Source organism: Microbacterium sp. K27, assembly GCF_004794435.1.
GTDB classification, from domain to species: Bacteria; Actinomycetota; Actinomycetes; order Actinomycetales; family Microbacteriaceae; genus Microbacterium; species Microbacterium maritypicum_A.
Genome location: NZ_SSDK01000031.1, coordinates 23,384 through 37,547 on the forward strand (window position 1 = coordinate 23,384; position 14,164 = coordinate 37,547).

Here is a 14,164-nt window from a genome sequence, read left to right on the forward strand (position 1 = left end):
GGGAGGGCCGACGGTCGGCGGGCCGGAGGGCCGGCGGTCCGGAGGGCCGACGGTCGGGACGCTTCTCGGCTCAGCCCCGCACGCTCCTGCGCGCTCGATCCTGCGCGGCCCGTGCCAGATCGGCACCTGCGACGCGCAGCCAGCGCACGGGTTCGGCGCGCGCAGCCTCTGACGATCCGGCCAGACCGGTGAGCGAGGCGGTGGCCGCGAACAGCGCGGTGTCGGCGTCCGGGGTGATCCGACCGGCCGCGAGCATCGCGTCGGTCCCCGCGACGGCGGCGAGTCCGGCGAGGAACGAAGGGACCTTGCCGTCACCCGACTGCCCATCGTACGAACCCTCCCCCGTGATGACCACGTCGGCGCCGGAGATCGCGGCGTCGAGGCCGATGAGGTCGGCCACCTCGGCGGCGCCGGGAGCGAGCGCGCCTCCCCAGGCCACGAGCGCAGCACCCGTGCCCCCGGCCGCACCGTTGCCCTCGCCCGCGGGATCGACGCCGAGCAGCACGGCGAGACGACGAAGCCCGTCGTCGACGAGAGCGATGTCGTCCGGCGATCGCAGGCCCTTCTGCGGGCCGAACACCGCGGCGGCACCGCGCGGACCGGTGAGCGGATTGGTGACGTCGGTGAGCACGCGCACCTCGGGTGCCGGGCGCAGGGCGGTCAGATCCGCCGATGCGATGGAGGCGAGCCCCCGCGCGCCGCGGGGAACCGGCGCCCCTGCGGCATCGAGGAACAGCGCACCGAGCGCCGAGAGCATCCCGGTGCCACCGTCGGTGGAGGCGCTGGAGCCGATGCCGACGACGAGTCGCGAGACGCCATGGTCGAGAGCCGCGGCCAGTGCCTGCCCCAGACCGGTCGTGTCGGCATCCCACGGACGCAGCTCGCGCAGCAACTCGATCCCGGAGGTCGACCCGAGATCGATCACGGCCGTGCCCGCCGGGGTATCGCGCGTCGGCGGGAGCAGCAACCAGGAGGTGTCGATCTTCTCGCCGGCCGGTCCGTCGACCGTGATCGGCATCCGCACGGCGCCGGGCACCGCCGCCTCGAACGCAGCCACCGTGCCCTCGCCGCCGTCCGCCATCGGCCGGTGCACGAACTCGGCGGTGGGATCGACCGTCGCCCAGCCGTCGGCGAGGGCCGTCGCGGCATCCGCCGCCGCGATCGTTCCCTTGAAGCTGTCCGGGGCCAGCACGACCCGCGTCACCGGGTGATCCCCGGGGTGCTGTCGCGCACGATGATCTCGAGCGGCAGGGGCGCCTGCTCCCATTCCGCATCGACCGTCGCGCGGAAAGCCTGATATCCGACCTCGCTCAACGGCACGCGCACGGTCGTCAACCGCGGGGTGGCGTCACTGCTCGCCGGCACGTCGTCGAACCCGCAGACCGCGATGTCGCTGCCGACCTCGCGCCCGGATTCACGGATCGCGGACATCGCACCGAGGGCCACCACGTCACTGATCGCGAAGATCAGGGTGCCGGGTGCGATGCCGTCGACGAGAGCTTCTCTCATCTGGGCCGCCCCCGACTCCCGGCGGAAGTCACCCCGTCGCACGCTCTCGACCGCACCGCCTGCCGCCTCGAAACCGGCGTGGAAGCCGGCCAGACGATCATCCGAGGTCCGGACTCCGGCCGCCGCCCCGAGCGCGATCGCCGAACGGTACCCGAGCTCGGCCATCCGTCGGCCGAGCGCCTCCGCCCCGGAGCGGTTGTCGATCTCGATTCGACGCTCGCCCTCGCCGTCCGGCCCGAACGCCACGACCCGGCCGCCCAGGCGCACGAACTCCGCGAGTTCCTGCGCGGTCTCGGTCTCCGTGGGCTCCTGTGTGCGCGAGGCGGCGAGGATCAGACCTCGCGGCCGCTGCCCGCGAAGCGCACGCACGATCCGTGCCTCACGCGCCTGGTCGCGCTCGGTGATCGCGATCGTCACGACCAGGCCCTCCTCGTCGGCGCCGCGGGCCACACCCGACGCGATCAACCCGAAGTAGGGGTCGGCGATATCGGCGACGAGGAGGGCGATGACCGGTGATGTGCCGCGGGCGATCGACTGGGCCGAGACGTTCGCGGTGTATCCGAGCTTCTCCGCCGCTGATTCGACGCGTTCCCGGAACGACTCGGCGACTCGGCGCTCGGAACCGTTGAGCACCCGGGAAGCTGTCGCCAGGGAGACCCCGGCTTCTCGGGCGACGTCGTGCAGTGTGGGCGCCGGCCCCCGGGCGTGGCGCGGAGACCGCGTCGGCGACGGCCGCTCCGCGGACGTTGCGGGCTTGGTCATGACCCAGATCCTACTTCCCGACACGTGCGCCCGCCGGTACGGACGTCGGGTGGATGCACGGCTGTCGGCCCGGATCCGCGGTCTTCTCCGTGCATCCGTGCATCCTCCTGAGAGGCGGTAAGAGACCGGTGTCCGAACACCTTCACGCGAGATGCGGAGAGACCGCGGCGGCGAACGTCTCGGCGGTGCGGCGCACCACGCTCTCGGGATCATCGGCCCAGATCTCGGCGTTGAAGATCTCGACCTCGATGTCGCGGTCGTACCCGGTCGCGACCACCGCGCGGGTGAGGGTGCCGAAATCGATCACGCCCTCGCCGGTGTAGTGCCGTGAGAGCAGCACGTCGGAGGCGAGAGGCGTCTTCCAGTCGCACACCTGGTACGTGGCGATGCGTCCTTCACGACCGGCCCTCGCGATCTGCTCGAGCACCTGCGGGTCCCACCAGATGTGGAAGGTGTCGACGGCGGCGCCGACCACCTCCGGATCGAAGTCCGCTGCGATGTCGAGCGCCTGGCCGAGCGTCGAGACGACGGCGCGATCGGACGCGTACATCGGGTGCAGCGGTTCGATCGCGAGCGTCACACCGGCCGCCTTCGCCTCGGGAGCCAGCACACCGATCGCATCGCGCACGCGCTGCCGAGCCCCGATCAGGTCGCGCGATCCCGCGGGCAGGCCGCCCACGACCAGGACGAGCACAGCGGTCGAGCCCTCGGCACCGGCCGCGGCCAGCGTCGCGGTCTCCTCGATCGCCCGGCGGTTGTCGTCCAGCGCCGCCGCCCGCTCCGCCCCGTCCGGCAGCGTGAAGAACCCACCACGGCAGTGCGTCGAAAAGCGCAGGCCCGAGTCGCCGAGCATGCGGGCCGCGACGTCGAGGCCGACGTCGTTCACCGGCTCACGCCACAGTCCGATCGCCTCCACACCCGCGGCCGTCGTGACCCGCAGGGCCGTCGCGAGGTCGGCATGCTTGATGGTCGCCTGATTGATCGACAGGCGCGGGTCCGGGGCCGGCGCCTGGGCCTGGGCCTGGGCCGGGGAGGGGAGGCTCATGCGTCCACGCCGTTCAGACGCAGCATGCCGTGCCACCGCTCGCGGGCGAGGTCGGGCTGCTCCAGCGCCAGGGAGGCGTTGGCGAGCTCGATGATCCGGCTCAGGTGCGGCAGGCTGCGCGCGGAGTGCAGCCCGCCCACCATCTGAAAACCGGGCTGATGGCCGTTCATCCACGAAAGGAAGGCGACGCCCGTCTTGTAGTAGAACGTGGGAGTCGCGAAGACCTGCCTGCTCAGTTCCTCGGTCGGTCCGAGGATGCGCCGATACCGTTCCGGGTCGCCGGCGTCGAGTGCCTGGATCGCCGCCGACGCGACCGGGGTGATCGCAGCGAAGGCGCCGAGCAGGGCGTCGGAGTGCGTGCGCACGCCCGCTGCGTCCCCCGTGTCTACCCCGAGTGCACGACCTGTCGCCGAGTGCACGCCCTGTTCACGCGAGGGAGCCGTCCGCTCGGCGAGATCGCGTGCAGTCGACGAGCCCGCCGCGGCACCTCCGATCAGGCTCACGTAGTTGAAGTCGTCGCCCGTGAACATCCGGACGCCCTCGGGGAGACGATCGCGCACCGAGACCTCGGACTCGGCGTTCAACAGGCTCATCTTGACTCCCGCCACCTTGTCCGGATTCTCGGCGATGATCTCCAGGAGCACGTCCGACGCCGCCTGCCAGTCGTCCGCACCGAAGTAGCCCGCGAGCTCGGGATCGAACGCCGCACCGAGCCAATGCAGCACGACCGGAGTGGTCGCACGCGAGAGGACCTCTCGATACACACGCCGGTAGTCGTCCGCGTCCGTCGCGGCACGGACCAGGTGACGGGAGGCCATGAGCACGGGGCCGGCGCCCTGCTCCTCGGTGAAGTGCAGTTGCTCGAGGTAGGCGGAGATGAGCTGGTCGAGCGAGATGTGCGGTTCGGCGATGTGGTCGGTGTTGACACCCACCACGACGGATCCGCCCTCCTCACGGGCGACCTCGGCGCTGCGGGCGATCAGCTCGCGGGTGGCAGCGGCGTCCAACCCCATGTTCCGCTGCGCGGTGTCCATGGCATCGGCGACGCCGAGACCCCACGAGTACACGTTGCGGCGGAACGCGAGCGTGGCGTCCCAGTCGATGTCGGCCGGCTGCCCGGGAGTGTTGTCGGCGTGCACCTTCGGCACGACGTGTGCGGCGGCATACGCGACGCGGCTCTGCAGCGGGCCGGTCGGGCGCGTGTAGGTGCCGGAGTCGTTGAGAGCGACGTCAGCGACATCGCCGTTCGCGCGGAGGAGGCGCAGGGTGCTCATGCTCGCCTCAGTCCAGCGTCAGCTGCGACAGGGCGATCTTGCGACCCTCGGCGCTGGAGGTCAGACCGGCCTCGGCGAACTGCACACCGCGCGCGCCCGCGAGCAGGTCGAACGGGTAGTCGGTGCCTTCGACGTACGAGACCAGGTACTCCTGCCACTGCTGGCGGAAGCCGTTGAGGAACACGTCGTTGGTGGGTACGTTCTGCCAGTCGGCGTCGTAGTCGCGGGTGTCTTCCAGATCGGGGTTCCACACCGGCTTCGGCGTGGCATCACGCGGCTGGATCTTCGCCCCGAACAGTCCGACGACGGCGGAGCCATGCGTGCCGTCGACCTGGAACTCGACGAGCTCGTCCCGGTTCACCCGCACGGTCCACGAGGAGTTGATCTCCGCGATCACGCCCCCCTCGAGCTCGAAGATGCCGTAGGCCGCGTCCTCAGCGGTCGCGGTGTAATGCTCGCCCTTCTCATCCCAACGGTCGGCGATGTGCACCGCCGCCTGCGCGTAGACGCTCTCGACCTCGCCGAACAGGTTCTCGAGCACGTAGTTCCAGTGCGGGAACATGTCGGTGATGATCCCTCCGCCGTCTTCCGTGCGGTAGTTCCAGCTCGGGCGCTGCGCGGGCTGCCAGTCGCCCTCGAAGACCCAGTAACCGAACTCGCCACGCACCGAGAGGATGCGCCCGAAGAAGCCGGAGTCGATCAGACGCTTGAGCTTCTGAAGTCCGGGGAGGTAGAGCTTGTCATGCACGACGCCGGTCTTCACTCCCGCCCGGTCGGCGAGGCGGGCGAGGTCGAGCGCCTCGTCGAGCGATTCGGCGGTGGGCTTCTCGGTGTAGATCGCCTTTCCGGCCGCGATGGCCTTGCGGATAGCCGTGGCCCGGGCCTTGGTCACCAGGAAGTCCGCGTAGATCTCCCACCGCGGGTCGGCGAGGGCGGCGTCGAGGTCGGTCGTCCAGTCGTCGATCCCGTGCTTCGCGGCGAGTTCGGCGAGCTTGGCCTCGCTGCGGCCGACGAGGATCGGCTTCACCGTGATCTTCGAACCGTCGGGGAGCTCGATACCGCCCTCGTCACGGATCGCGAGGATCGAGCGCACCAGGTGCTGCCGGTACCCCATGCGTCCGGAGACGCCGTTCATGATGATCCCGATCTCGCGGGTGTTCGCCTGTGCCATGGTGTTCCGTTCCTGTCGCGGGACGCTGTCGTGCTTTCACCGAGGCAGTGGGAAAGCGCTTTCCGAGATCATGGCATGAGATGAGCGACGATCGCAACCATGGGTGGGGATCCCACGATCAGCCCGCCGGGAGGCAGACGATTGCACACGGCGGACGCTGCAGCGTGCGCGGCAGCCGCGTCGTGCGATTCGACGCACAGGACGGCCGACCGATTCGACGCGCAGGGCCGCCGACCGGTTCGCTGCGCGGGGCGGCCGGCCCGCACGGGAATCAGCGCGACGCGGTACTGGCGCGCTCGACGAGTGCCGTCGGGATGACTCCGGATCCCTCTGCGGGCGCAGCGCCTTCGATCGCGTCCACCAGCGCTGACACCGCACGCTGGGCGAGCGCGGCGAAGTCCTGCCGGATCGTGGTCAGCGGCGGGCGGTAGTTCGCGGCGTCCGGCACATCATCGAAACCGATCACGCCGACGTCTTCCGGCACCCGACGGCCGTAGTCGGACAGCGCCCGCAGCAGCCCGAGCGCCATCTGATCGTTGGCGCAGAAGACGGCGGATGCCGTGCGCAGTTCCGCGCCGGCGGCGTACCCCGAGTCAGCGCTCCAGTCACCGCGGACGACGGCGGGCGGACGGACGCCGGCGGAGACGAGCGTCTCCCGCCATCCGCGTTCTCTCTCGGCCGCCGCGAAGGAGTCGGCTGGACCGGCGAGATGATGCACCCCGCCTCCCCCGAGGGCGAGAAGCCGGCGTGTGGCTGCGGCGGCGCCGCCCGCGTGATCGCTGTGCACCGACGTGAACCCGTCCTCGCTCGGGGCGTCGACGACCACGAGGTGCAGCCCGGCAGGCCGCTGCGCGTCGGAGACCAGGGCCGATGCCTCGTTCAGGACGATCGCACCGTCGACCTCCTGCTCCGCGAGCCGATCGAACGCGTCAGCGACGCCGCGGGTGGCGGTCACGAGGGTCACCGCGTACCCCCGTTCCGCCGCAGCTTCGGCCGTGGCCTGCAACATCCGGGAGTTGCCGACAGTGGCGAGGGTGGTGACGACGAGTCCGATCGTCTGCGAGCGCCCGGTGCGCAGAGCTCGGGCCGCGCGGTGGGGGCGATAACCGAGCTCCGCCATCGCGTGCTCGACGCGGGCACGGGTGTCGGGGTCGACGCGGGGGCTGCCGTTGACGACCCGCGAGACAGTCTGTCCCGAGACACCGGCACGGGCAGCGACCATGGCCATGGACACCCGTCCGGACGGGGGATTCCGACGATTCGACCCCGATCCGTCGACGCGGTCGCGTCTGCTCTGCCCCACCTCATCCTCCATCCGCTACGACGTCGCGCCGGCCCCGCCTTCTATCTCAGAGGCGTGCGATCTGCCTCAGAGGCGTGCGCGCAACTCCGTCATGTTGACGTTACCACGGCGCTGCGCGTACCATGTTGACGTGAACACGGACGATCTTCCTGAGTTGCGCACCGAGACTCTCGGCGCCGGCGTCGTCAGACGCGCCACCACCCTCGCCGACGGCCGCGACCTCATCTACTACGACGATCCCGGCACCGCGCTGGGCGCCGACCGAGCCGTCGACGCGCGTGCCCTCGACCCCCGCCCGGAGACCGCGACGATGCGTCTCGACGTGCTCACCGGCGACTGGATCACGGTCGCCGCGAACCGACAGAACCGCGTGATGATGCCCGGCGCAGAAGCCGACCCGCTGGCCCCGCAGACACCCGGAAACCCCTCCGAGGTGCCCTCGCGGTACGACGTCGCCGTGTTCGAGAACCGCTCGCCCGCGTTCGGACCCGCCCTGGCCGCAGCGACGGGCGCCGCACCCCGGGCGTCGAACGCTCCTCGCGGGCTCGACGACCTCGCGACCCTCGGCCTCGGCCGCACGCGCACCGCCGTCGGCCGCTGCGAGGTCGTCTGCTTCAGCCCCGAGCATGCCGGATCCTTCGGTACACAGACCGTCACCCGGGCGCGTACCGTGATCGAGGCATGGGCCGACCGCACCGCCGCACTCTCGCAGCTGCCCGGCATCGAGCAGATCTTCCCGTTCGAGAACCGGGGCGAGGCGATCGGCGTGACCCTGCCGCACCCGCACGGGCAGATCTACGCCTACCCGTATGTGACCCCGCGCACCACCCGCGTGCTGGAGGCGATCGGCCGCACCGCCCCCGACCTGTTCCAGCACATCCTCGAGTCCGAGCAGGCGTCCGAGCGCGTGGTGTTCCGCGGCGAGCACTGGACCGCCTTCGTGCCGTTCGCCGCACGCTGGCCACTCGAGGTGCACCTGATGCCGCACCGCCATGTGCCCGACTTCGCCGAGACCACTGAAGCCGAGCGTGACGAGCTCGCCCCGCTCTACCTGCGGCTGCTGCGCGGCGTCGACGCCCTCTACGACTCCCCGACGCCCTACATCGCCGCGTGGCACCAGGCCCCCGTGCACGTCGGGCGCGACACCGTGCGCCTGCACCTTCAACTCACGAGCCCGCGCCGTGCCGCCGACAAGCTGAAATTCCTCGCCGGCTCGGAAGCGGCGATGTGGGCCTGGGCCGCCGAAGTGCCTCCGGAAGTCGGTGCCGCACGCCTCCGCGAAGCGATCGAGCGCGCCTCGCACGACCAGCCCGACACCGGAGATTCTGCATGACCGCCGCACACGACGATGCCCTCGCCCTCTTCACCCGCCTGACCGGGCGTGAACCCGACGGAGTCTGGTCGGCGCCCGGGCGCGTGAACCTCATCGGCGAGCACACCGACTACAACGACGGGTTCGTGCTGCCGTTCGCCATCCCGCAGCGCACGGTGGCCGCGGTCGGTCGGCGCGATGACGACCGCGGTCGCGTCCTGGTCGGCTCCACATTCGCCGAAGAACCGGTCGAGGTCGCCCTCGACGAGCTCGACCGGCTCTTCCCCACTGCACCCGGCTCGCATCCGGCCGTCCCGGAGTGGGCCGCCTACCCGCTCGGGGTCGCCTGGGCGCTCGGTCAGGCGGCCGCCGAGCGCGGACCGTTCGGCGGGATGGACATCGCCATCGCCTCCGACGTGCCCGTGGGCGCCGGGCTCTCGTCCTCGGCCGCGATCGAGGGGGCGACATCCTCCGCCTTGAACGACCTGTGGGGCACCGGGTTCGACGGAACGGCCCTCGCCCGCATCGGACGACGGGCCGAGAACGAAGCCGTCGGCGCCCCCACAGGGATCATGGACCAGATGGCGTCGATGCTCGGCCGGCCCGACACCGCGATCTTCCTCGACTGCCGCACACTGGAGACCCGGCTCGTGCCTCTCGGCGTCGCCGAGGCAGGCCTCGCGGTCCTCGTGATCGACACCCGTGTGAAGCACGCCCACTCCACCGGCGGCTACCGCGAACGCCGGGCCTCGTGCGAACTCGGCGCCTCGATCATGGGAGTGCCTGCGCTGCGCGACATCTCGATCGACGACCTGCCGCGCGCTCAGAAGCTGATGGACGAGGTCACCTTCCGGCGCGTGCGTCACATCGTGACCGAGAACCAGCGGGTCCTCGACACCGTGCGGGTGTTGCGCGAGCAGGGCGTCCGAGCGATCGGCGACCTCCTGGTCGCCTCGCACGCATCGATGCGCGACGACTTCGAGATCTCGACCCCCGAACTGGACACCGCTGTCGACACCGCTCTGAGCGCCGGCGCCCTCGGTGCACGGATGACCGGCGGTGGGTTCGGAGGTGCCGCGATCGCCCTCGTCGAGCAGGCTGCCGTCGCATCGGTGTCGGATGCCGTGAACGCCGACTTCGCGAAGTACCGGTTCGCGCCGCCCCTCCTGTTCACGGTCACCCCGTCGGCCGGCCCCCGCCGCGACGCCTGACAGAATGATCCATCGGGCCGCGACGACTCCGCGGCAGGAGAGGAATGCAATGTCCTGGATAGTCACCGGAGGCGCCGGCTACATCGGCGCCCACGTCGTCCGCGCTCTCGCGGATGCCGGGCTCACCCCGGTCGTGCTCGATGACCTGTCCAGCGGCGTCGAGTCCTTCGTGCCCGAGGGCGTGACATTCGTGCGGGGCAGCATCCTGGACCGTGAGCTGGTCGAGAAGACGCTGCGCGACCACGGTTCCGAGGGCGTGATCCACGTCGCGGGCTTCAAGTACGCCGGCGTCTCGATGCACCGCCCCCTGCACACCTACGCGCAGAACGTCGAGGGCACGCGGGTGATCCTCGAGGCCATGGAGGCCGCGGGAGTCTCGAACATCGTCTTCTCCTCCTCCGCCGCCGTGTTCGGCACGCCCGATGTGGCCCTCGTCGTGGAAGACACCGCCAAGAAGCCGGCCAGTCCCTACGGCGAGTCGAAGCTCATCGGCGAATGGTTGCTGCGCGACCAGGCGATCGCGACGGCGGAATCCGAGCGGCCCCTGCGACACACCTCTCTGCGGTACTTCAACGTGGTGGGCTCCGCCGATCCGACGGTCTACGACGTCAGCCCGCACAACCTCTTCCCGATCGTGTTCGAGGCGCTGCTGGCCGGGAAGACGCCCCGCATCAACGGCGACGACTACGCCACGGAAGACGGGACGAACGTGCGCGACTACGTGCACGTCGGCGACATCGCGGCCGCCCACGTCGCGGCCGCGCAGCGTCTGTCCGACGGACGCCCGATCGAAGCCGCCTACAACCTCGGCTCCGGTGACGGACTGAGTGTGAAGCAGATCATGGATGCCGTCGCCCGCGTGACCGGCATCGACTTCACACCCGAGATCGGCCCGCGCCGCCCCGGTGACCCCGACCGCATCGTCGCGACCGGTGAGCTCGCAGCCCGCGACCTCGACTGGACCATGCGGTACTCGGTCGACGAGATGGTGCGCACGGGGTGGGAAGCGCGGCAGGCCGCTCGCCCCTGACGGTCAGAGGTCGCGGGAGCGGATCGGGTACGCCCAGAAGCAGAGCCAGGCGAGGGCGGTGAACCCGAGCGGGATCACTGCGAGCATCAGCCGGATGCCGCCGTCGACGCTGTCGGGCTGCGTGTCACCGAGGGCGGCGTCGAAGCCGGAGGCCGTGAGCACCACGGCAGCGACGATCGCCTGCAGCACCACCGAGCCGCGCACCACGAACCCGTTCACCCCGAAGTAGGCGCCTTCGCGACGGTGACCGGTGCGCACGGCATCGTCGTCGATGATCTGCGCGAGCATGACCTCGAGCAACTGCAGCAGGCCCCCGACCCCCACGCCGACCGCGATCCCGACCAGCGCCGCGCCGATCACGTTCGACGGCGCGAGGTAGCCGAGCACGGACACCCCGAACACCGCGACGCTCCACAGCACAGCGGTGCGGGGGGAGGTGCGGCGGACGACCGCGCTCCACAGCATGATCGACGGGATCGCGGTGGCGAAGATGGCACCGAGCAGCAGGCTGCCCTGCCCCTCCGGCGCATGCAGGGAGTAGCGCACGTAGAAGGGGATCGCGGCGAGGATCACCGCGATCGAGGTCTGCACGAACAGCGAACCGAGCACATACGGAACGAACGCCCGGTTGCGGAACGTGTACTTCAGCTGGTCTGCCCAGCGCATCGCTTCCGACGATGCCGTCGACTCCGCATCCGGAAGCCGGCGCTCGATCATCCCGCCGAAGAACGACCAGACGAGCAGCACCAGGCAGACGGCGCCGAGAACCAAGGCCATTCCTGGCCACCCGATCGCGCTGTACAGCGCAGGGGCGCCCGCGGTGCCCAGGACCATGCCGAAGATCGCGAAGATCTGTCGCGGCACGTTGCCGCGGGCGCGTTCCTCCGTGGTGCGGAACATCTCGGGGAACAGTGCCGAGATGTTCAGCACCACCACGACGAACGCGATGTCGTACACCGCCACGACGACCAGGAACCAGGTGATGAGGCCGGCGACGGGGAGCTCCGGCGGCATCCAGACCAGCGCGAATGCGACGACCAGCGGCACGATGCCCAGGCCGATCCACGGGATGCGCCGGCCCCACGGAGTGCGCAGTCGGTCGGAGATCGTGCCGACGACGGGGTTGAGCACGGCGTTCAGGATGCCGTGAGCGATCATCGCGACCGCCACCCACGTGGCCGGTACGGCGAGGTGCGAGACGTAGAAGTAGACGACGAAGGCCGAGAACGTCTGCGCCATCAGCTGCGTCGGGAAGCCCGAGGCTCCGAAGGCGATCGCCTGCGACCTGCTCGGGGCCGCGTCGAGGCGTCGGTCGCGCACCCGATCGCCCAGGGAGGTCACCGCGCGTCTCCCCGTTGCAGGTCGCGTCCCCGCTGCAGGTCGCGCAGGTCGCGCCAGCCGATGCGCACGAGCCCCTCATCGTCGATGGCCTGCCGGACCGCGGGGTCCTTCAGCAGACGAAGCTCATATCCGCGCTTCGTCGCGCTGAAGTCCACGGCGGCGCGGAGCTCATCGTCGTCGACCATCGGATGGAGGTAGATCTCCGTGACCCCTGCCGGCACCGCGCGCAACAGCGCGATGAAGCCGTCACGCATCTGCGCGTACGTCTCCTCGTCCGGCGTGCCTTCACGCAGCAGCTCGAACGGGTGCGACCAGAGCCGGTCGATGATCTCGACGCCGGAAACATCGGCGGCCGCTGCCGCGGCATCGAGTTGAGACTGGAGCGCGGAGTCCTCGCCCACGCCGTCCATGCTGCGGGGCAGCCGGAACGGGAGGCCGTGGCGTGCAGCGAGCTCGAACACCGGCTGGAGGAAGCCGCGTCCGGTCACGAGTCCGTAGACCGAACCCATGTGATTGTCGAGATGCGTCACATCGACGCCGGCATCGAGCGCGGCCTGCACCTGAGCGGCGAGTTCGGCAGCGACGTCGTCGTCGGCGGCGTTCCGCTCGACGGAGAGCACATCGGTCGGGAAGAAGCCCGCATCATCGACAAGGGTCGTGGCGGTGCCGGTGAGCGGGCGCCACCGGTAGCGCGCCCATTCGCTGGTGAGCACGAGATGCACGCCGATATCGAGATCGGTGCGGGATGCGGCGAAGGCGAGCGCCTCCGGCGACCACGAGCACGGGACCATCACGGTCGACGAGTCGATGCTCCCGGATGTGAGCAGATCCATGATCGCGGTGTTCGCCGCGTGGCACATGCCGAAGTCGTCCGCATTGAGGATGATCGCCCGTGCGCCGGGCGGGAGGCCGAGTCGGTCGGCGAGATCGGACGGTGCGGTCATCGGGAGTCCTGTCGGGTGGTTCGAGCGACACTGCTCGGGCGGGCGATGTTCGGCGGGTGGTGTTCAGCAGGCGTTGGGGGGCGGGGTGTTCAGCGGGCGCTTTTGGGGGCGGGGGTGAGGATCCGGGTGAAGAGGTCGCCTCGGAGTGCGGCCGCGGCCTGGTCGACGGCGCCGATGAGCGGAGCCTCAGGCCCGAAGGAGGAGACGAGGAAACGCAGCGGGAGCTGCGCCTCATACTCGCCGGCGATGCGCTCGATGGCAGCGACGAGCACGGGATGAGCCGCCTTGCCGCCGAGGACGAACGCCTCAGGGTCGAGCACCAGCCCCACGCTTCCGGCCACGAGAACGATGCGGCGGGCGACCTCGGAGATGATCTGGAGCGCCCCATCGTCTCCGAGAGCTGCGGCCTCCAGATGATCGCGGAGAGACGCGGCGGGATCGCGACCGACGCCGAGCGCGAGGTCGCTGACGACCGCATCGCCCACGAGGGGAGCACCGATCGGGATGGGGGTCTGCGGCAGGTACATGACCTCACCGGCGACGCCGGAGAATCCACGGTGCAGCGCGCCGTCGATCACGATGCCCGCTCCGAGTCCGTCGTCGAGGAGCAACAGCGCGAAGCTGGTGAGGCTTCCTCCTCCGCCGCCGGTGAGTTCGGCGAGGGCCGCGAGGTTGACGTCGTTCTCGATGCGGACAGGACAGTCGAGGGCCGCGGCCAGTGCCGCACGGAAGGCGCCGCCGTCGGGACCGAGGTCGTCACGGATGCCTCCGTCAGCGGTGACGATGCCGGGCACCCCGACGACCGCGAGGTGCACGGCGCCCTTCGCCGCCTTCAACGAACGGCGGCACTCATCGACGAGCCCGACGATGTGGGCGACACGGTTCTCGGCGTCGGGGAAGGGCGAGTGCGCCTCCGCCCGCACGATCCCGGTCGCGTCGACCAGCACGACGTGCGCCGCGTGGTGATCGACGTGCACGGCCGCGGCGAATCCGAGGCGCGGATGCAGGGCCACACGTCCGGCGGCGGGACCCCTCGTGTCCCGGTCCACCCCCGCAGGCGCGACTGCTCCGGCGTTCTCGAGCATCCGCAGCACCTGAGTCACAGCGGTACGCGACAACCCCGTGGCGGACATCAACTCCGAGCGGGTCTGCGGCCCGCTGCGGGCGAGGGCCTCCAGGATCGCGCGGCCGTTGAGCGTGCGTAGCAGGCCCTGCGGTCCCGCGAGTGGTCTGGACATAGGTGTTCCGGAGGCGCCTCTCGT

Annotated in this window: 12 protein-coding genes; 3 read left to right on the top strand and 9 right to left on the bottom strand. The window is 70.5% G+C overall.

Features of this window, described 5'->3' with window-relative positions; all coding sequences use genetic code 11:
- Positions 1-70: 70 nt before the first annotated feature.
- From DW307_RS03680 to DW307_RS03705, 6 genes are all read right to left on the bottom strand, one after another.
- Positions 71-1,204: a glycerate kinase gene (locus DW307_RS03680; RefSeq protein ID WP_136023975.1), complete on the bottom strand. Its 1,134-nt coding sequence runs from the start codon at positions 1,202-1,204 to the stop codon at positions 71-73.
- On the bottom strand, positions 1,201-2,271 hold the full coding sequence (locus DW307_RS03685) for a LacI family DNA-binding transcriptional regulator (RefSeq protein ID WP_136023977.1): 1,071 nt from the start codon (positions 2,269-2,271) through the stop codon (positions 1,201-1,203). Before DW307_RS03685 ends, DW307_RS03680 begins: the two co-directional genes overlap by 4 nt.
- 142 nt (positions 2,272-2,413) lie before the next feature.
- A complete protein-coding gene (locus DW307_RS03690) occupies positions 2,414-3,316 on the bottom strand; it encodes a sugar phosphate isomerase/epimerase family protein (protein ID WP_021200019.1) in 903 nt (300 codons plus the stop codon).
- Positions 3,313-4,590, bottom strand: a complete 1,278-nt coding sequence (locus tag DW307_RS03695; protein WP_136023980.1) for a dihydrodipicolinate synthase family protein — start codon at positions 4,588-4,590, stop codon at positions 3,313-3,315. The genes DW307_RS03690 and DW307_RS03695 overlap by 4 nt, the downstream gene beginning before the upstream one ends.
- Before the next feature lie 7 nt (positions 4,591-4,597).
- Complete coding sequence (locus DW307_RS03700) at positions 4,598-5,761, bottom strand: Gfo/Idh/MocA family protein (RefSeq protein WP_029259868.1); 1,164 nt, start codon at positions 5,759-5,761, stop codon at positions 4,598-4,600.
- Between the two features lie 271 nt (positions 5,762-6,032).
- Entirely contained in the window at positions 6,033-6,989 is a 957-nt protein-coding gene (locus DW307_RS03705) for a LacI family DNA-binding transcriptional regulator (protein ID WP_168440981.1), read from the bottom strand.
- A gap of 205 nt (positions 6,990-7,194) precedes the next feature.
- Between DW307_RS03705 and galT the strand changes: the two genes are divergently transcribed.
- From galT to galE, 3 genes are read left to right on the top strand one after another with little or no spacing between them, the layout of a single operon-like run.
- Positions 7,195-8,397 carry a galactose-1-phosphate uridylyltransferase gene (galT, locus tag DW307_RS03710; protein WP_021200022.1) on the top strand — a complete coding sequence of 401 codons (1,203 nt, stop codon included), beginning with the start codon at positions 7,195-7,197 and terminating at the stop codon, positions 8,395-8,397.
- Positions 8,394-9,587 carry a galactokinase gene (gene galK / locus DW307_RS03715; protein ID WP_136023984.1) on the top strand — a complete coding sequence of 398 codons (1,194 nt, stop codon included), beginning with the start codon at positions 8,394-8,396 and terminating at the stop codon, positions 9,585-9,587. The genes galT and galK overlap by 4 nt, the downstream gene beginning before the upstream one ends.
- 49 nt (positions 9,588-9,636) lie before the next feature.
- Entirely contained in the window at positions 9,637-10,617 is a 981-nt protein-coding gene (galE, locus tag DW307_RS03720) for a UDP-glucose 4-epimerase GalE (RefSeq protein ID WP_029267704.1), read from the top strand.
- A 3-nt stretch (positions 10,618-10,620) separates the two neighbouring features.
- Here the strand turns inward: galE and DW307_RS03725 are convergent, their stop codons facing one another.
- The 3 genes from DW307_RS03725 to DW307_RS03735 all read right to left on the bottom strand — a co-directional run bounded on the left by DW307_RS03725 (position 10,621) and on the right by DW307_RS03735 (position 14,140).
- Complete coding sequence (locus DW307_RS03725; protein WP_029267706.1) at positions 10,621-11,958, bottom strand: MFS transporter; 1,338 nt, start codon at positions 11,956-11,958, stop codon at positions 10,621-10,623.
- Positions 11,955-12,902 (bottom strand): polysaccharide deacetylase family protein, encoded by a 948-nt coding sequence (locus tag DW307_RS03730; RefSeq protein ID WP_136023986.1) that lies wholly within the window; start codon positions 12,900-12,902, stop codon positions 11,955-11,957. Before DW307_RS03730 ends, DW307_RS03725 begins: the two co-directional genes overlap by 4 nt.
- 89 nt (positions 12,903-12,991) lie before the next feature.
- Positions 12,992-14,140, bottom strand: coding sequence for an ROK family transcriptional regulator (locus DW307_RS03735; RefSeq protein ID WP_136023987.1), 1,149 nt, complete (start codon positions 14,138-14,140; stop codon positions 12,992-12,994).
- Between the last annotated feature and the right edge of the window lie 24 nt (positions 14,141-14,164).